This is a genomic window from Chryseobacterium luteum (genome assembly GCF_000737785.1).
In the GTDB taxonomy this organism is placed as follows: Bacteria; Bacteroidota; Bacteroidia; order Flavobacteriales; family Weeksellaceae; genus Chryseobacterium; species Chryseobacterium luteum.
Genome location: NZ_JPRO01000001.1, coordinates 692,163 through 710,099, shown reverse-complemented (window position 1 = coordinate 710,099; position 17,937 = coordinate 692,163). Strand labels below are relative to the sequence as shown.

The window sequence follows — 17,937 nt, the reverse complement described above, 5'->3', positions numbered from 1 at the left end:
GACGGAAGTGTCAATAAAGATGTTGCCAATTGCTTATCTACCCAAAAAAGTAAAAATTCAAAATAACAGCAGATGAAGCATTATCCATTTATTTTATTTTATCTTTTCTGCAATGCATTCATTTATGCATTCCATGGAAGTTTCTGGGTTTATATCGCTTGTTTCCTGGCCTTTTGTTTCGTTGTGGTGTGGGGATCCTTTGATATACAACTGGGATATTTTGTCAACAGCATTACTCATAAAAGAACGAAAATAAACGAAGTTGCACTGACTTTTGATGACGGACCGACTGAATTTACCCCTCAATTTTTGGATCTGCTTAAAGAACATCAGGTAAAAGCCACCTTTTTCTGCATCGGAAAACAGATTGAGAAGTATCCCGAAACCTTTCAGAGGATTATTGCTGAAGGTCATACGATCGGAAATCATACTTTTTCACACTCAAACAAGACCGGGTTTTTATCTGTTTCAAAAATGACTGCGGAAATTGAAAAATGTGACGAAGTAATATTAAAAGTTGGCCATATCAAAACAAATCTGTATCGGCCTCCTTTCGGGGTTACAAACCCGAGTATCGCGAAAGCTATTAAAAAGACTCATAAAAAAAGCATCGGATGGAATGTCCGTTCCCTGGATACGGTGACAGACGATGAAAACAAGATTTATAAAAGAATAACAAAAGGTCTGAAGAGAGGAAGCATTATCCTGCTTCACGATACTTCTGAAAAGACTTACAATGTATTGGCAGATTTATTGTTATTTTTGAAGAATAAAAAATATTCGGCGTTTACGGTCGATTCAATTACAAAATCAAAGAAAAATGATTAAAAATATTGCTTTCGGAGCATTTTTATTAGTTTCCGGCTTTATTTCTGCCCAGATGACGGCAATGTCAGGGGCTGAAGCCAAAGCATTTGTGACGAAAGTATCTTCTGAAACCCAGGAAATCAAAACCCTGCAAAGCGATTTTACCCAGACCAAAAAAATGGATTTTCTGGATAAAAACATCGTTACCTACGGTAAAATGTCATTGAAAACTCCGAATATGCTGAGCTGGAAATATACAAAACCTTACCAGTACAGCATTGTTTTTAAAGACAATAAAATCTTCATTAACGATCAGGGGAAGAAATCATCTGTTGATGCCAAAAGTAAAACATTTGAGAAGATCAATAAGCTGATCGTGGGTAGCTCGAACGGGAAAATGTTCAGTGACCCTGAATTTACCGTTTCCTACTATAAAAACGGGAACTCCAATGTGGCCAGATTCACCCCGAAATCTGCTCAGCTGCTGAAATATATCAAACAGATCGAACTGCATTTTCCTAAAAATCAGTCTACCGTTTCGCAGGTGAATATGACGGAAGCTTCAGGAGATACCACCAATATTGTTTTCAAAAATACCAAGATCAATGCGGCGATTGCAGCTTCAGAGTTTAGCTTATAGTCTGTTTGTTTTGCTGTTTGTTTCCTGCAAAAGCTATCAGCTTACAGACGCAAAAACGGTTCAGAGTTCTGAAAAAACGGTTGAAAATTTATACTTTTCTTCCGGTGAAGACTATGTCTATAAATGCCAGATGGATATTTATAAAAATCACGTAAGCGGAATTCTGATCATCAAAAAGCTGAATGAAAATACTCACCGTGTGGCCATGACCTCAGATTTTGGAAATAAATTAATTGATTTCGAGATTTCTGAGAATAATTTTAAGCTGAATTATGTCCTTCCGGACATGGATAAAAAGATCGTCATTAATTTTTTAAGGGACGACTTCCGGGAACTGCTGAAAAAGCAATATCCTGTGAACGAATCTTTTGAGAATGACCGCTTTAAAATCTATCTGTCAAAAGCGGATAACAAGGCCTATTATCTTTTCTTCAATAAGGAAAACGGACTGCTGAAGAACATCATTTACACCAGAAACAACAAGGAAAAAATCGATTTTACTTTTGAGGCAAAAAAACATATCTTCGCGGATAGCTTAAGCCTGCAGCATAAGGATTTTAAGATCAATATAAAACTATTTCAAATAACCGAAACTGAACAGAATTAACATGAAAAAGCTTCTTTTTTTAGTCGCCGCCACTATTTCAACCCTGTCTTTTGCGCAGGTAACTTTTACTCCGGGAATCAGAGCGGGTGCCAATTTCTCTCATTTTTCGAACAGTGAAGAATTTAATTACTACTATCTGGAAGAATTTCCCAACGCTGAGGAGCCTTATCTGGATTATAAAACCAAAACAGATTTTTATATCGGCTTTACAGGAAATATCCGCTTTGCAAAATTTTATGCTTTGCAGCCGGAAATCAACTATTCCAGACAGGGAGCGAAAATAAACACAAATGTAAATAACTGGGACGGGAAAACACTTTCCGTATCTTATCTGGGATTACAGCTTATCAATAAATTCTATTTCAACCAGTTCAATGTACATGTCGGGCCGACCTTGGAATTCGTTGTAGACAAAAAGAATTTTGACCCTCAAAATGAGGTCGATTTGGGAATTACTGCCGGTTTGGGGTACGATATTACTAAAAACTTCGGTATAGAGGCGAGAGTAAAAAAGGGTTTTATACCGGTGGACAGCTACAACAGAGACCACTCTAATGTTGTTTTCCAGACAGGGCTTTATTATACTTTTAACATGAAAAAATAATTTTATGCAGACTATTCTTACAGACTTTTATACTTTAGAATCACACGAAAAAACAGAAAATGGAAGTTTCATTGCCAATATCCGTCTGAATAAGGACCATGATATTTTTAAAGGCCATTTTCCCGGGAATCCTGTGACGCCGGGTGTCTGTATGATGCAGATCGTAAAGGAGCTGACGGAGGAATTCACCGGTTCAAAATTATTTCTGAAAACAGCTTCAAATGTAAAGTTTATGGCCATTATCAATCCTTTTGAAACGCCGGATCTGAAGCTCCAGCTGGATATTACTGAAAATGAAGAAGATGTTAAAGTAAAAAATATAACTTCTTTTGGCGAGACTATTGCATTAAAAATGTCTGTAAGCTATAAAAAAATACTATAATGAAACTTCTTTTATCCTTCATAACAGCCTTTATTTTTTTCTTCCAGACTGATCTGGAGGCTCTGAGAAACAGCTATGCAAAATCCAATCTTTCTAATGCCAATACGGAAGCATTCATTAATCTTGCTGAAAAGCAATCCGGTTCTGATGCTGTGACCGGCGGTTATAAAGCCGCAGCCCAGATTATGGAGGCCAAGTTTGCAAAGAAGAACAGAAAAGCACTGGTAAAAAACGGAGCCACCAGCCTTGAAAGCATTATCAAAAATAATCCGAATAATATAGAACTGCGCCTGATCAGGCTGAGTGTTCAGGAAAATATTCCGAAAATAGTAGGTTACAGAGGCAGCATGAAAGATGACAAGGTATTTCTTATCAATAACTACAGCAAGCAGAATGCGGCCATGAAAAGTTATGTGAAAAAATTTGTAACACAGTCCAAATCCTTTACAGATACCGAAAGAGCGACTATAAAATAAAACAATGACCCTTCCTGAAGTACAAAATGCAATTTCTGAAAAGAAGATCTGCATTTTAATACCGACCTACAATAATGAAAGAACTCTGAAAAGAGTGATAGACGGTGTTCTGGACTACACCGAAAGCATTATTGTAATCAATGACGGCTCTACAGATTCCACTCCGGAAATATTGACTCAATACCCTCAGATAGCGGTTATTTCCCTGCCTGAGAACAAAGGAAAAGGAAACGGGCTGAAAACGGGCTTCAGAAAGGCTAAAGAGCTGGGTTATCATTATGCCGTCACCATTGATTCGGACGGGCAGCATTATCCGGATGATATTCCTGTATTCGTAGAGGCTCTGCTTCAGGAAAAGCAAGATGTTCTTCTGATTGGAAACCGGAATATGTCTCAGGACGGAATTCCGAAAAAAAGCAGCTTCGGGAACAGGTTTTCTAATTTCTGGTTCTGGTTTGAAACGGGAATAAAACTTGAGGATACACAATCCGGCTACAGGCTATATCCGTTACTGAAAATTCCGAAGAAATATTTCACCCCGAAATTTGAATTTGAGATCGAGATCATTGTGCGGACGGCCTGGAAACATGTTCCTGTAAAGAATGTCCCGGTAAAGGTTTTATATGACCCGGCGGAAAGGGTTTCTCATTTCAGGCCGTTCAAAGATTTTACCCGGATCAGTATTCTGAATACTATTTTGGTAGCCATAACACTGCTTTACATTATTCCGCGAAACTTCGTGAATAATTTTAAAAAAAAAAGTTTTAAAAAATTCTTAAAGGAAGATGTGCTGGAAAGTGACGGCAGCAACCGGACAAAAGCATTTTCAATTGCACTCGGTGTTTTTATTGGCTTTTCTCCCTTCTGGGGATTCCATACGCTTCTCGTCATCTCGCTGTCTGTTCTTTTTAAACTGAACAAGGTGCTGGCTTTTATCGCGTCCAATGTAAGTCTTCCCCCATTCATTCCTTTTGTTATTGCCGCTTCTCTATTCTTAGGATCACCTTTTGTACACGGTGACAGCAATATTTTTAGCAGCGAACTCAATTTTGAACTGATCAAAAACAATCTTCTCCAGTATGTGATCGGGAGTGCTATTTTAGCGACTTCAATGTCTGCTCTCTGTGGAATCCTGACATTTCTTTTCCTGAATAAGCTGAACCCGGAAAACAATTAATGAACCGTTCATTTTTTCATGTAAAATTATTTAAAGACCACATCCGAAAAGGATAACGGACTCATAATGAGGGTTACGAATACCGCAAGAATAACTAGAACCAACTGATACTGATAATAGATTTTCGCCTGATCTTCTCCCACCTCAAAAGTAAATTTAATCTTGTCCTGTTTTCTGATGATCAGCCAGATGAAGCCCAAAATAATAAAATTCAATATGATCGGGGCAAAAATAAATAATTTACTTCCCGATCCGTCATTCTTTCCACCATACCCGTGAATCGGTATAATGTCGGGAATAGAATGGTATATGGTAAGCAGATAGACCGTATAGCTGATAATTATGATAAAAGGTACGGCGAACAACCATTTTATAGGTTTGGGGATCATTTTAGCTTTTTTAAAGTTTTCCTGAGGTATTTTTCCACATTTTGTCTGTCGGGAACTGTTGTAATTTCTTTGGTGAGGGCTTTTTCAAATTCAGTTTTGGCTTTTGAAAACTCGTTTAAACCGAAGTAATATTTTCCGGCCTGATAATAGACAAACCAAAAATCCGGATTCATGGACTGGTAATAAGGAATAAAATCATCACTTAATGCCTTATCTTTTTTGTGGTCTATAGCATCGCTCACTTCCGCCGCCAACCTCTTGGATATTTCATAATTATTGAATTCTTCCGAGTCTGCAAAGGGATCTCTGGCGATATTCAGTGCCGTTTTTGCTTTTAAACTTTGTTCCGCATTTTTCCCGGAAAAGATCTCATTCAGGTCATAACAGACAAATTCTCCCAGCTGGTAAGGATTTGATGAAACCCATACCAATCTTTTTTCAGGCGAGAATATAATGGCGTGGTGGGCCAGCAACTGGTTAATGGCCTTTTCATTTCCGTAGCCGATCTTCCGGTCTTTTAAACCGGATTTATCCCTTAAAATAGCGGCCATTTTTTCAGGGTTCAGTTGTTTCTTTTCCTGAAGAAGCTCCTGAAGCTTTTCATAACGGTATTCGGAATGGCTTTCTATAATATGTTTCTGATTTCTCTTATCATCTTTATAGGCTTCCGACTGAAAGTGGTTGGTGCAAAACACCTTACTTGTATTTTCAACCCTGTAAACACCGAAATTTTCAGGTGAAACCTCAATGATTACCGCATTTTTGTCATGAGCGCTTCCGACAAGAATAGATTCTGAAACGAAAACCTTTCTTTTTTTTGCAATGGCAATGGCCTCATCAATATTTTTGGCGTACTGCAGAATTTCCCTTGTCACCAGTGAAATCGGAGTCTTTGCCGTGAGGGGGATTTTAGATTTCCCTGCATTGATCGTTACCGTGATTCCTTCTTTGTTCATTCCGGAAACTACGCCTATCATTCCCGGCCAGCTTACGGACATGTATGGAATTCCTGTGTCCGGCTCTACAAATTCGATCAATTTATTTCTGGCGAAATCATCTCCTACGTAAAAATCAAAATTTCTTCCGATCAGAAGCTGCCCGTCTTCTGTATTTTCGTTCCATACCGCCAGTGAAGTACAGCCTACCATAGCGAGATCCTGCATGGCATGGCCGATGTCGTGGGCTCCGTGCAGATATAGGTTCCGGAGATATTTCGGGGCAATAAAATCATATTTATCCGAGGAATACTGAGACAGGCCGTATAGTTCTGCCTGGTAATCTTCTCTTACGTTCAAGTACATTTTCCTGTTGTACCATTTTAAAAATCCTCTAAGCAGCTTTTGTTTAAATTTCGATGGGACAAAGCCCTCGACTTTGGAAAAGAAAATCTCTTCCTGCTTCTGCATCAGGTTCCGGGTTAAAGCTCCGTTATTGTATCCAAGCTGTAAGGGATTTCCTTTGATGTAAAGTTCCCAAACCTGCTGTTTATTTTTGGTTAAATAATTCTGATGAAAGCTGAACGTAGAATCATTGATCTTATTCACCTCAGGAGTTTCCAAAGCATATGAACTGATATCCGGAACATGATGAACCGATTTTGAAATGCCGCATGAGATGAGGGAAAGGACCAGAAAAAACTGAATTCCCCGGAATACCGCAGCGAGCGTGTTATTTTTTTTCATTAGTGTCAATCATTTGTTTCAGACGTTCATCTATAAGTTGTTTGCCCAGAATTTCCGCACAAGTGTTAAAGGCTCCTATCGTTACTCCCAGAATTCCATGCATGTTCACAGACTGACCTGTCAGGAACAGATTATCGGTCTTGGTACGGGGCGAGACCATAGTTTTAAGGGGATTATCCGAGTTTTTCATGTATCCGTACATATTTCCTTCAAAGCTGCCGATATAGTCCCGGTATGAGAGCGGTGATGAAGTATAGATGCTTTTTATAGAATGTCTGAGATTGGGAATTTTCTTTTCTAGCGCAGTGATCATCTTTTCTGCTTTTTCCAGTTTGAATTGTTCGTATTTCAATCCCCTTCCTTGTTCATCGGCAACAGTGTTCACCGTTTTCTCCCAGGATTTAACCTCATCAAAATCCATATAAGAGATTGCTGTAAGGCTTTCCGCGTAATCGGGATGATGCTTTGAGGGTGTGGAGGAAAGCATATAGGTTTCCGGCCAGTTTTCTTTGCTGTAACGGAATGCATTCCAGACCATTTCTTCCGATGAATAATGGTATATATTGTAATTAAAGTTCGGAAACGACTGCGGTTTTAGAATCAGATAAACGCTGAAACATGATGAAACGGGTTCCCAGCTCATCACTCTGTTCAGAAACGATTTTCTCAGTCTTTCTTCCCCGATCAGCCGGATGACGGAACGGATCTCTATATTTGAAATAAATTTCTTCGCGGCATATTCTTTTCCTTGTTTTGTCTTTACCGCAGACAGAACTCCGGTTTCATTAAAAATAAATCCGGAAACTTCGGAACGTTTGTGTACTTCTGCTCCGTACTGACGGAGTTTCCGGATCAGGAGCCTGGTAATCTGGCTTCCGCCTTTTACACATTTGTAGGCACTCTGAATGTAGGAATTTACAGTCAGGGCATGAACGTAAAACGGAATATTTTCTGAGTCTCCACCGTATAAAAAATTGGATCCCAGCAATACGGCCTGCAATTTTTTATCCTGGGTCACAGATTCTATAAATCTTTTGGTATTGAGGTGAAGAATTTCTTCGTTATAGCTGTCTTTTCCTACCACCTGATATCGCGGAAACTGTGCACAGACATACTGGATCTCTTCGCAATAGCTTTCCAGGTTTTGTTTTTCGTTGGGGAAATGGGCTGTAAGCTGTTCAATAAAGTTTTCATATCCCTGTGCATGGGGATATTCAATATTTTCATCACCAAAAGAGATTCTGTCATAGCCGTCTTCATTCATTGGATGAAGTTCCAACTCGTCCATAATTTCAAGATAGGAAAAAAAACGGTGAAGATTCTGACCTTTTGAAAGGCCGCCCAGGTAATGGACTCCGGTGTCAAAGATGAGCTTCTCTCTTGAAAAAGTCTGCAGGTTTCCGCCATACTGGTTATTTTTCTCCAGGACACAGACCTTCAGACCTTCTTTCGCCAAAATTAGAGCCGAAACAAGACCTCCCAATCCGCTGCCGATCACAAGTATGTCAAATTCTTTTTTCAAGGGGAAAACTTTGTTTGTTTGATTTCAGAATTATGGTAAAATTAAAGCAAAGATCCGCAAAGATTTTAACTTACCGGCCGCTTTAGGAACACAAAGCGATAACAGTCAGCAAAAAATGATTAAACGGGTTTTTATTTAAATAGATCTAAATTCTCAAAATCAGTTTTAATTCTGAATTTATGATTAGTTTTCAGGGATAAAATTAGAAAAATTAATCAATATCATCCCAAAAATCGAAATAATTGAACCATTGAAGGGGATATTTTCTGATCATGGTCTCAAGGTTCTGCACATAAGAATTGAGAAGTCCCTGAGAATCACGGTTTTTAATGTTCTTTGCAACTCTTGCGTATAAATGATAATGAAGATTTTTTTCTTTCATTACATACACATACACCACGGGAACACCCAAACGTGAGGCGATAAGAAATGGGCCGGCCGGAAATTTGGCACTTTTCCCAAGCAGATCAGCTTCAAGATATTTTGAACCTTCGAAGTAACGGTCTCCTGTAAAGCAGATCAGTTCGTTATTGGACAAAGCCTGATTGATCTCAAAAATATGCGACATATCATCTTTGACATAAATAAACTTGATGTTACTCTGTTTTACGGCAACGCTTTCGAGGTATTCTTTAATGACCGTCACTTCCTGGTCTGTGGTTACGAGATTGATCTGGCAGTCGAAGTCGATATCAGCAAAGAAATGTTCCGCTATTTCAAAATTGCCTATGTGGGCACTGATGAGAACGCCTCCTTTTTTTTCAGCCAAAAGATTGGTCAGGTTTTCAACACCATCAAATTCGTAGGTGTATTTCTCCCTTAAACCGGCTGAAATTGCCGTTTTATCGATGAGTACTTTTCCAAAGGTAAAATAGCTTTTAAATACGGAAGCTTTTGATTTCCAATATCCGTAATCAAGTCTTTTCTGAAAATAGTAAAAGATGTAGCGGTTGCTCTTTTTCAGGAATAAAAAATAATAGGAAGCTACGAAATAGAGCACAAAATATGAACTCCGGACCCCGATATTTCTAATACACCAGACGAATATTTTATATCCTGCTATGGTTCCTTTAGATTTACCTTTCCACTTGTTCATAGATACATTTTACCCATTGATCAATATACCAGTGTAACAATTACTTCAACTGAAATATTGTTACACTGGTACATTGTTTTATTGTTACATTATTAAAAAGAATAAATATTCAGTCGATAGTTATGCGTTTTTTGCAGCAATTTTATTTTCAATAGTCGTGTAGAAATCATCAAATGTTACCATTTGTTTAAAATCTGCCTCTCCTAATTTCACTCCAAAATTAGATTCAATAACCACGACCATGTCGATATAGTCCAGACTGTCCAGCCCGAGCGTTTTTTTCAGGTTGGCATCATTGCTGATCTCATCGCCATCCACCTCGAATTCGTTTACTAAGAAATCATTAACGATGTCAACAATTTTTTCCCTTTCCATGTTTTTAATTAAATTTTTTAACTATTAATGCGGAGTTGGTTCCCCCAAATCCGAAAGAATTTGACAAAAATACGTCAATTTTTTGATTTTTCGTTTTTGAGACCAAATTTATCTTTTTCGCATCATCATCAGGATTTTCCAGATTGATGTTCGGGGCAACGAAATCGTTCTGCATCATCAGAATTGAGTAGACTACTTCACTTGCTCCCGCCATCCAGCATTCATGCCCTGTCATAGACTTGGTAGAGCTTACAGGAACCTCGCTTCCGAAGATCTCATGGATCGCTTTGGCTTCATTGGCATCCCCGATCGGTGTGGAAGTCGCATGGGCATTGATATAATCTATATCTTCCGCTTTTAATCCTGACTGTTTTAAGGCTCTGTCCATTGCTAAAGCAGGACCATCAATATTCGGTGTCGAAATATGCCCGCCATTTGAGGAGAAACCATAGCCTACGATTTCTGCAAGAACCGTTGCCCCTCTTTTCTGTGCAGATTCTAAACTTTCCACGATAAGGCTGGCAGCGCCTCCGCTTGGGATCAATCCGTCTCTTCCGGAATCAAAAGGCCTTGATGCTTTTGCAGGTTCGTCTTCCCTCACGGAGAAAACACCGAGCCCGTCAAAGCTTGCCATTGAATATTTGTTGGTTTCCTGGGCTCCCCCACAGATGATCATATCCTGAAAACCATTACTGATCATCATATAGGCCAGTCCTAACGAATGTGAACCGCTGGCACACGCTGCACTGATCGTAAGATTGATTCCTTTCAGCTTAAAAATGGTTGAAAGGTTCATCGTTACAGTAGAGTTCATTGACTTGAAGATGGCACCCGACCCCATCAGTGTGGTATCTTTCTTTTCCCTGGCAATGTCGATAGATTCTACCACTGCCTGAGAAACACTGTCGTTTCCGTATAAAATACCTACTTCATGGCTGTCCAGGAAATCCTGGTCTATACCTGCCTGCTTCAGTGCATCACTGGTAGCAAGGTAAGCGTATTCGCTTTCCTCACCCATGCTTACGCGCTGGCGTCTGTTGAGTAGATTTTTAAGGTCCGGCTTCGGTACAACGCCTGTAAGGCCCGACCTGAATCCGAATTCTTTTCTTTCCTGTACTAAAGCAATACCGGATTTTCCTTGATATAGGGATTCTCTGACTTCTTCCAAAGAGGTCCCGATGCAAGAATAAATTCCCATTCCGGTAATTACAACCCTATTTCCCATGTCTTTATATTTAAATGTAACAATGTATCAGTATAACAATGTAACAATAGCATTGAGCTCACAGCAACATGGTTACACTGGTACATTGTTATATTGCTACATTATTTTTTTACTATTTAGGAGTAAATTCCCCCGTTAATATTTACAATTTCCCCGGTAATGTATGACGCTTTTCTGGACGCTAAAAATGCAACCAGATCTGCCACTTCTTCTGCTTCTCCAAACCTGTTGGCGGGGATCATTGCTTTAAGTTCGTCTTCATTGAAGTCCTGGGTCATATCTGTTCTGATAAATCCGGGAGCTACTGCATTCACTGTAATGTTTCTCTTGGCTACTTCCTGGGCGAGTGCTTTTGTAGCACCTACCAAAGCTCCTTTTGCTGCAGAATAATTGGTTTGCCCTGCGGTTCCTTTTACTCCGGAAACAGAAACCATATTGATGATTCTTCCGTATTTATTACGCAGAAGCTTCTGGATAAAGAAGTTGGTTACATTAAAAAAGCCGTTCAGACTTGTATTGATTACGCTGTTCCAGTCTTCACTCTGCATCCACATGAATAATCCGTCTCTTGTAATACCAGCATTGTTGACGATCACCTCAACGATTGCATCAGGATTTCTGTCCTGCCATTCCGTTAAAACATTCAGGCTTTCTTCTGCATTGGCCACATCAAATTTAAGGATCTCTCCCGTAGCTCCAAGTGCTTCTACTTTGGCTAAAGTTTCCTTTGCCGCCACTTCATTTGAAGCATAGTTGATGAGTATATGGTAATTTTTTTCTTCCGCCAGTTTTATGCAGACAGCTCTTCCAATCCCCCTGGAGCCGCCTGTGACAATTGCACATTTCATGTGTTAGTGTTTATTTAGTTTTTTTCAAGTTAACTTTAATCCCTAAGTGTATGACAATTCATTATCACTGATAATTACATTGCCTTTAAATATTTTTTCACTTCCTCCAGATACGGATACATTACCATATCATTGGAAAATGCAGGAATGATCTTTCTTATTTCGTCATACAGCTCTTTGGTAGAAGACGAAACCTTATCCTGAAAACCAAGATATTCCACAGCCTGAATGATGGTGATGGCTTCAATGGCCAATACCTCGAATGCATTCTCGATCACTTTTCTGCAGATCACTGCTGCATTGGTTCCCATGCTCACAATATCCTGATTATCATTATTATTAGGTATACTGTGTACATACATGGAGTTTGACAGCATCTGGCTTTCTGCCGTAGTAGATGTTGCCGTAAACTGTACACCCTGCATTCCGAAATTGAAGCCTAATTTACCTAAATTTACAAAAGGAGGCAATATTTCGTTGATTTTTGCATTCAAAAGGTAGTTCAACTGTCTTTCTGCAAGCATGGTCAGCTTCGTAACAACGATTTTCAGCTTGTCCATTTCTAGTGAAATGTAGTCTCCATGGAAATTTCCGCCATGATATACATGTTTATCCTCTACATTGATGATCGGATTGTCATTGGCTGAGTTGATCTCGTTTTCAAGAACCGTTTCAGTATATTCCAGGGTATCCAGAACAGGACCCAGAATCTGGGGAACACATCTTAAGGAATAATATTCCTGAACTTTTTCTTTAAAGACCTTTTCCTGCTCTTCAAAGTGGGTATAAAGATGGTCTTCTCTTTTTCTGATCAACTTGCTGTCTGCTAAATGTGCACGCATTCTTTCTGCTACTTTCTGCTGACCGTAATGTTTTTTGGTACCGTTCAAAGCTTCGGATAAATGATCGTCATAAGCCTGAACGATTTCGTTAATGGCACAAGACAATTTAATTGAAATATCTGTTAATTGATTGGCTTTGTAAGCATTAACAACACCAATTCCCGACATCACAGAAGTTCCGTTCATTAAAGCAAGCCCTTCTCGGATTTCAACCTGAATCGGTTCCAATCCTTCAATTTCGAAAACTTCTTTTGTAGATGTTCTTTCACCTTTATAGAAAACTTCGCCTTCGCCAATTAAGACTAAAGCAAGGTGCGCAAGCTGTACCAAATCACCACTTGCCCCGACTCCTCCGTGTTCGAAGATCAAAGGTGTAATATCTCTGTTGATCAATTCTTTAAGTAAATGAACAACAGACTGGTGAACGCCTGAATTTCCAAGTGAAAGTGTATTGAGTCTTGCCAGCATACAGGCTTTTACTTCCTGGGCAGGCAGCGGGTTTCCGATTCCTGAAGAATGGCTTCTGATCAGGTTATACTGAAGCTGGTGGGTATCTTCATCACTGATTTTGAACTGAGCCATCGGCCCAAAACCGGTATTGACACCATATATTACTTTATTTCTTGAAAATTCCTTTAAAAACTGAAAACTCGCTTCCACTCTATCCAAGAGTGATTCGTCCAGTTCTATTTTTCCGTTCTCAATGATAATTTTTTGAAAATCCTTCAGTCCTAAAAAGTTATTTATTTTCATTAATTAAAAGTAATAGTTGCTAATTTTGTAAAATATTAATTAATTGTCACTAATTTTGCGGCAAAGATAGAAGTTATTATTAAAATAAAAAATCAAAGATGAGTAAAGAATTTGTTGACGTTCTCGTAATCGGCGCCGGACCGTCAGGTTGCGTATCTTCTTCATACTTAAAGAAGAACAATGTCAGCGTAAAAGTTGTTGAAAAAACAAAATTCCCGAGACTGGTAGTGGGCGAAAGCTTAATTCCCAGGGTAATGGATCATTTTGATGAGGCGGGACTTTTTCCAGCTTTGGATAAAATGGGCTTTGAAAAAAAACTGGGAGCCCGGTTTTTACGAGGCAATGAAGTTTGCATTTTTGATTTCAGCGACAAGTTCGGAGAGGGCTGGGACTGGACCTGGCAGGTTCCGAGAGCTGATTTTGATAATACTCTGGCTCAGGAAGTGATGAATAAAGGCATTGACCTTGAATTTGAAACAGAAGTCGTTGATATCCGGTTCAACGGTGCAGATTCTGTAACGACTGTAAAGACCAGGGACGGCGAAACAAAGGAGATTCATGCTAAATTCGTCATAGATTCAAGTGGCTACGGAAGAGTACTGCCAAGGCTTCTGGATCTTGAAAAACCTTCAAAACTTTCTCCGCATTCTGCCATTTTCTCGCATGTAGAGGATATTAACAGAGAGGAAGGTGAGGAAGGAACGTTGATTTCTTTTGATATTATTGAAACTGAAGTCTGGCTTTGGGTAATTCCTTTTTCCAACGGAAATACGAGTGTAGGAATTGTTGGCCCGACTGAATATATTGATCAATTATCCGAAAACGTCGATACTACGGAAGCATTGAGAAAAGCTATTTCTCTTTCTGATTATTATGTAAAACGTTTTGGCAATGTAGATTTTATTTTTGAGCCAAAGCATCTGAAAGATTATTCGTGCTCTGTAAAACAACTGTTCGGGGAGGGATATGCCCTGACAGGAAATGCTTCTGAATTCCTTGATCCTGTTTTCTCATCGGGAATGGCATTTGCCACGGAATCGGGAATGCTGGCTGCAAAGCTGGCTTTAAGGCAGCTTAACGGTGAGAAAATCGACTGGCAGAAAGAATACACGGATTATATTCTTTACGGTGTAGATGTTTTTACGACTTATGTAAAGGAGTGGTATACGGGAAATCTTCAGGAATTATTTTTCCACAGACCTGAAAATGAAGATATAAAGAGGAAAATATGCGCGGTTTTGGCCGGCTACGTCTGGAATAAAGACAATCCTTTTGTGAAAAAACACGATACAGTCATTAAAAATCTTGCGAATCTGATTAAAATGGAGAAACAGCAGGAACAGCAATAAAAAACCGGTCTGAATATTTTCAGACCGGTTTTTGTTTTATTTCAATTCTCTTTCGATTCTCTGAGCAAGAGTTTTACCGGTTTTGGCAAAACCTTCTCCTACCCTGGTTTCATTATTAAAATTACTTCCCCACTGATCTCCCGGAGCTTCTACACTTTCTATGTCGCACAATACTTTTTTAGAATCCGTCTCAACAAAAGTAAGCTGCGTAGTCACCTTTGCAGACTGCTTCATAATTCCGGCATCCCAACCCGGATAAACCCATTTTACTTTAACAATCAATGTATATGGACTTTGAGCATTTTCCTTCAGCTTTGTATTGATATTTTCTTTTGACAAAACTTTATTGAATGTCGTGATGAATTTCGGATTCCACAGCTCTTCTTTGCTTCGTTGCCATTGTTTTTTCCAGATATCCCCGCTTCCTTCAGTTTTTTTGTTAAGTTCTTCTATTCTTCTTGGAATATATTCTTCTTCTGTATAATTTTCTTTCATCAGTTTCATCCCTGAATAATCAAAAACGACATTTACAGTTTCGATTCCTTTTAAGAATTTTGCGTCTCCGCTTTGAATTTTAAATTTCTGGGCCATTGCAACTGTTGAAATTGCAAAAAACAATAGAAATAATAGTTTTTTCATAGTTATAATTTTTCTAAAAAATTGAAGTTTCAAATATATTATAAAAAAGCAATCAATTATTACTTTTTTTCTTTGTAGTGGTTTGCTTTCAGAGCCAACATTTTAGAAGTTTTTGCATAGCATTCTGCGATCCGGTCATTATGATTTGGAATTCCTATCACATTATCACCTGTTGCTCCAACTCCTTCAACAACCAGTAAAACATGATCGGGATTATTTGTTTCTATAAAGGTCATTCTGGAATCCAATTTTGCAGGCTCGTTGACAACTCCGGCAAACCATCCCTGGGAAATCCATGTAGGCTCTACAATAAGGGTATATTTCGTCTGCTCAATGTTTGTGGCAGCCTTGATGTCGATATTTTTATTCCATGAAGCTAAAAATTTATCCGGAAAACTTTTTTCTTTTGAATATTCCCAGTCTTTTCTCCATTTTTCAGATTCTTCTTTACCGCTAGTCTGCTCAATATCCTCCATCCTATCTTTGATATACTGATCCTCACTGATCTTCTTTTTCGCAAAAGTAACGCCATCAAATTTGAAAATTACTTTGATGAATTTCTGATCTTTCAGGAACTTGTAATCTCCGGAAACAACTCTTACCCTTTGAGCCATAACACCGGCAGAAAGAGCAATTAACAAAAGAAATAATATTTTTTTCATCCTCTGGTCTTATTATCTTAAATCTATAAATGTGATTGGTTTTCTGCTGTTTGGATTAAAAACAGTTTTAGACAAAACATCAAAATCAATGATTTCAATCTTAGGACTTACCCTGAGCTTTGCCCGGAAATGGTCACGAACTTCATTGACGAAAGTTTCATGCTCCTGTTCTGTGCTTAATTTGATGATAATTTCATCCAGTCCAATTTCATTCGACTGGATAACGATCTGATAACACAAAATATTATTAAAATCATTCAAAATATCATTCATGGCAGGCGGATACAACGTTGTTCCTTTATATTTGATCATCTGCTGTTTTCTACCGACAACAGGGCCTAATCTCATTGTATTTCTTCCGCATTGGCAAGGTTCATAATGAGCTTTTACGATATCTCCGGTTTTAAATCTTAACAATGGAAGAGCTTCTACACCTAAAGTTGTAATGGTTAATTCTCCGCTTTCTCCCTCCTGAACTACATTTCCATCGTCATCAAGAATTTCCGTGATAATTAATTCCGGATGCTGATGTCCTCCGATTTGATGCTCACATTCCGTGAAGGCTGTGCTCATTTCTGTGGAAGCGTAAGTTGAAAATAATTTAATATCCCATTTTTCTTTAATCTTCTGTGAAAGAATATTATCTGTAAAGTCCTGATTTTTGATGCTTTCTCCGATACATATCGCGCCGTAAATGCTGGAATTTTTATAGTCAACACCATGTTTTTCAGCATAATCAATCATCTTCAACAAAAAAGACGGAACTGTAATTAAATATTTCGGCTTATACCTAAAAATAGAATCCCATTGAAGTTCGGGGATTCCGGGTCCCATTCTGACAACGCTTGCACCCATTTTTCTTAAGCCTAAAAAATAGGCCAGACCTGCCATAAATCTTTTATCAATAGTTGTGATCATCTGTACAACATCACCTTTCTGAATTCCTGCACAAACGAAGGAAATAGCTTCGTTGTAAGCCAGCCTTTCAAGGTCGTTATCTGACAATCCGAAAGTTACAGGATCACCCAAAGTTCCTGAAGTTGTGCTGTAGTCAACAATTTTATCCCGCGTAATACAGAAAAAATCATCATTATTCTGCTGAATGTCATTCTTAGTTGTTGTCGGGATTTTCTGTAAATCTTCCACCGTCTGAATATCAGCTATATTGATATTGTTTTCTTTAAATACTTTTTGATAAAAAGGCGAATTGTTTTCAAGATAAATTAATAGTTCCTGAAGTTTTTGCTCCTGAAACTTTTTGATTTCCTGAATGTCCGATTTTTCGATTGATGGATAGAATTCCAATGGTTTTTTATTTTAAGTGACAAATTTATTTAATTTAAAATTAAAAGATGGAATGATTAAAATATTATGTGTTGAATTTTTAACCACAGATCAACACGAATTTTCACAGATGATTGTGTTTTAACTTTTGTGTTTATTAGTGAAAAACATTTGTGTTATTTGTGTTTCAATTTAAACGCAAAGATTTAACTATTATAGTTTTGATTTCAGATGGCAAAGGCAAATAAATTTGCTGCACGAAACTTGAAAACAAAGCTTCATCAAATCAACTTGTTGATTCTTCTTTGCTCACTTGATATTAGTTATTATTTAAATTAAAACTTTGTGTTAGAAAATGCGCGAGCAAGAAATTTTAAGTTTTGGCTAAAGCCAATTGGAAACACCTTAAATTAAACGGGCTAAAGCCCGCGCCTATTGATAGAAATCACCGAAAATTTCAGATTTTTTTTTAAAATTAGATTTAAAAAATTGACTCATTCACCATTGACAATTCACCAATAATCAATCCAAACATTTATATTTCTGAAACAGAACTTTTTAATCCATACTATCAAAAT

General features: G+C 38.2%; 19 protein-coding genes. 8 read left to right on the top strand and 11 right to left on the bottom strand.

Translation table 11 applies throughout. The features are described from left to right. Positions 1-72: 72 nt before the first annotated feature. The 7 genes from IX38_RS03320 to IX38_RS03290 are packed head-to-tail and all read left to right on the top strand — an operon-like array spanning position 73 to position 4,693. Entirely contained in the window at positions 73-828 is a 756-nt protein-coding gene (locus tag IX38_RS03320) for a polysaccharide deacetylase family protein (RefSeq protein ID WP_034701513.1), read from the top strand. After that, positions 821-1,447 (top strand): LolA family protein, encoded by a 627-nt coding sequence (locus IX38_RS03315; protein WP_034701510.1) that lies wholly within the window; start codon positions 821-823, stop codon positions 1,445-1,447. The genes IX38_RS03320 and IX38_RS03315 overlap by 8 nt, the downstream gene beginning before the upstream one ends. After that, positions 1,413-2,054 carry a hypothetical protein gene (locus IX38_RS03310; protein WP_034701507.1) on the top strand — a complete coding sequence of 214 codons (642 nt, stop codon included), beginning with the start codon at positions 1,413-1,415 and terminating at the stop codon, positions 2,052-2,054. Before IX38_RS03315 ends, IX38_RS03310 begins: the two co-directional genes overlap by 35 nt. Before the next feature lies 1 nt (position 2,055). Next, a complete protein-coding gene (locus IX38_RS03305) occupies positions 2,056-2,658 on the top strand; it encodes an outer membrane beta-barrel protein (protein ID WP_034701505.1) in 603 nt (200 codons plus the stop codon). Positions 2,659-2,662: 4 nt separating this feature from the next. Next, on the top strand, positions 2,663-3,040 hold the full coding sequence (locus IX38_RS03300) for a 3-hydroxyacyl-ACP dehydratase (RefSeq protein WP_084680169.1): 378 nt from the start codon (positions 2,663-2,665) through the stop codon (positions 3,038-3,040). Continuing rightward, positions 3,040-3,516 carry a hypothetical protein gene (locus tag IX38_RS03295; protein WP_034701502.1) on the top strand — a complete coding sequence of 159 codons (477 nt, stop codon included), beginning with the start codon at positions 3,040-3,042 and terminating at the stop codon, positions 3,514-3,516. The genes IX38_RS03300 and IX38_RS03295 overlap by 1 nt, the downstream gene beginning before the upstream one ends. A 4-nt stretch (positions 3,517-3,520) precedes the next feature. Continuing rightward, positions 3,521-4,693 (top strand): DUF2062 domain-containing protein, encoded by a 1,173-nt coding sequence (locus IX38_RS03290; protein ID WP_034701499.1) that lies wholly within the window; start codon positions 3,521-3,523, stop codon positions 4,691-4,693. A gap of 26 nt (positions 4,694-4,719) precedes the next feature. On the opposite strand, the gene IX38_RS03285 is transcribed toward IX38_RS03290, so the two are convergent. The 8 genes from IX38_RS03285 to IX38_RS03250 all read right to left on the bottom strand — a co-directional run bounded on the left by IX38_RS03285 (position 4,720) and on the right by IX38_RS03250 (position 13,425). Further along, positions 4,720-5,082, bottom strand: a complete 363-nt coding sequence (locus IX38_RS03285; protein WP_034701497.1) for a hypothetical protein — start codon at positions 5,080-5,082, stop codon at positions 4,720-4,722. Further along, complete coding sequence (locus tag IX38_RS03280) at positions 5,079-6,764, bottom strand: acyl-CoA--6-aminopenicillanic acid acyl-transferase (protein WP_034701495.1); 1,686 nt, start codon at positions 6,762-6,764, stop codon at positions 5,079-5,081. The genes IX38_RS03285 and IX38_RS03280 overlap by 4 nt, the downstream gene beginning before the upstream one ends. Next, a complete protein-coding gene (locus IX38_RS03275) occupies positions 6,751-8,286 on the bottom strand; it encodes a phytoene desaturase family protein (RefSeq protein ID WP_034701492.1) in 1,536 nt (511 codons plus the stop codon). The genes IX38_RS03280 and IX38_RS03275 overlap by 14 nt, the downstream gene beginning before the upstream one ends. A 211-nt stretch (positions 8,287-8,497) precedes the next feature. Next, a complete protein-coding gene (locus tag IX38_RS03270) occupies positions 8,498-9,382 on the bottom strand; it encodes an LpxL/LpxP family acyltransferase (RefSeq protein ID WP_034701489.1) in 885 nt (294 codons plus the stop codon). Between the two features lie 120 nt (positions 9,383-9,502). Further along, the gene (locus tag IX38_RS03265; RefSeq protein ID WP_034701488.1) at positions 9,503-9,757 is read right to left on the bottom strand and encodes an acyl carrier protein; all 255 of its coding nucleotides are present in this window, start codon (positions 9,755-9,757) and stop codon (positions 9,503-9,505) included. Positions 9,758-9,761: 4 nt separating this feature from the next. Continuing rightward, complete coding sequence (locus tag IX38_RS03260; RefSeq protein WP_034701485.1) at positions 9,762-10,982, bottom strand: beta-ketoacyl-[acyl-carrier-protein] synthase family protein; 1,221 nt, start codon at positions 10,980-10,982, stop codon at positions 9,762-9,764. A 116-nt stretch (positions 10,983-11,098) separates the two neighbouring features. Continuing rightward, a complete protein-coding gene (gene fabG, locus IX38_RS03255; protein ID WP_034701482.1) occupies positions 11,099-11,830 on the bottom strand; it encodes a 3-oxoacyl-ACP reductase FabG in 732 nt (243 codons plus the stop codon). Between the two features lie 74 nt (positions 11,831-11,904). Beyond that, positions 11,905-13,425, bottom strand: coding sequence for an HAL/PAL/TAL family ammonia-lyase (locus IX38_RS03250; RefSeq protein WP_034701479.1), 1,521 nt, complete (start codon positions 13,423-13,425; stop codon positions 11,905-11,907). Positions 13,426-13,523: 98 nt separating this feature from the next. Here IX38_RS03250 and IX38_RS03245 point away from each other — a divergent pair, with 98 nt between their 5' ends. Then, positions 13,524-14,774, top strand: coding sequence for an NAD(P)/FAD-dependent oxidoreductase (locus IX38_RS03245; protein WP_034701477.1), 1,251 nt, complete (start codon positions 13,524-13,526; stop codon positions 14,772-14,774). A gap of 36 nt (positions 14,775-14,810) precedes the next feature. Here the strand turns inward: IX38_RS03245 and IX38_RS03240 are convergent, their stop codons facing one another. From IX38_RS03240 to IX38_RS03230, 3 genes are read right to left on the bottom strand one after another with little or no spacing between them, the layout of a single operon-like run. Next, entirely contained in the window at positions 14,811-15,413 is a 603-nt protein-coding gene (locus IX38_RS03240; RefSeq protein ID WP_034701474.1) for a hypothetical protein, read from the bottom strand. A 59-nt stretch (positions 15,414-15,472) separates the two neighbouring features. Next, on the bottom strand, positions 15,473-16,075 hold the full coding sequence (locus tag IX38_RS03235; RefSeq protein ID WP_034701471.1) for a hypothetical protein: 603 nt from the start codon (positions 16,073-16,075) through the stop codon (positions 15,473-15,475). Positions 16,076-16,087: 12 nt separating this feature from the next. Beyond that, positions 16,088-17,380 (bottom strand): phenylacetate--CoA ligase family protein, encoded by a 1,293-nt coding sequence (locus IX38_RS03230; protein ID WP_034701468.1) that lies wholly within the window; start codon positions 17,378-17,380, stop codon positions 16,088-16,090. Positions 17,381-17,937 lie beyond the last annotated feature (557 nt).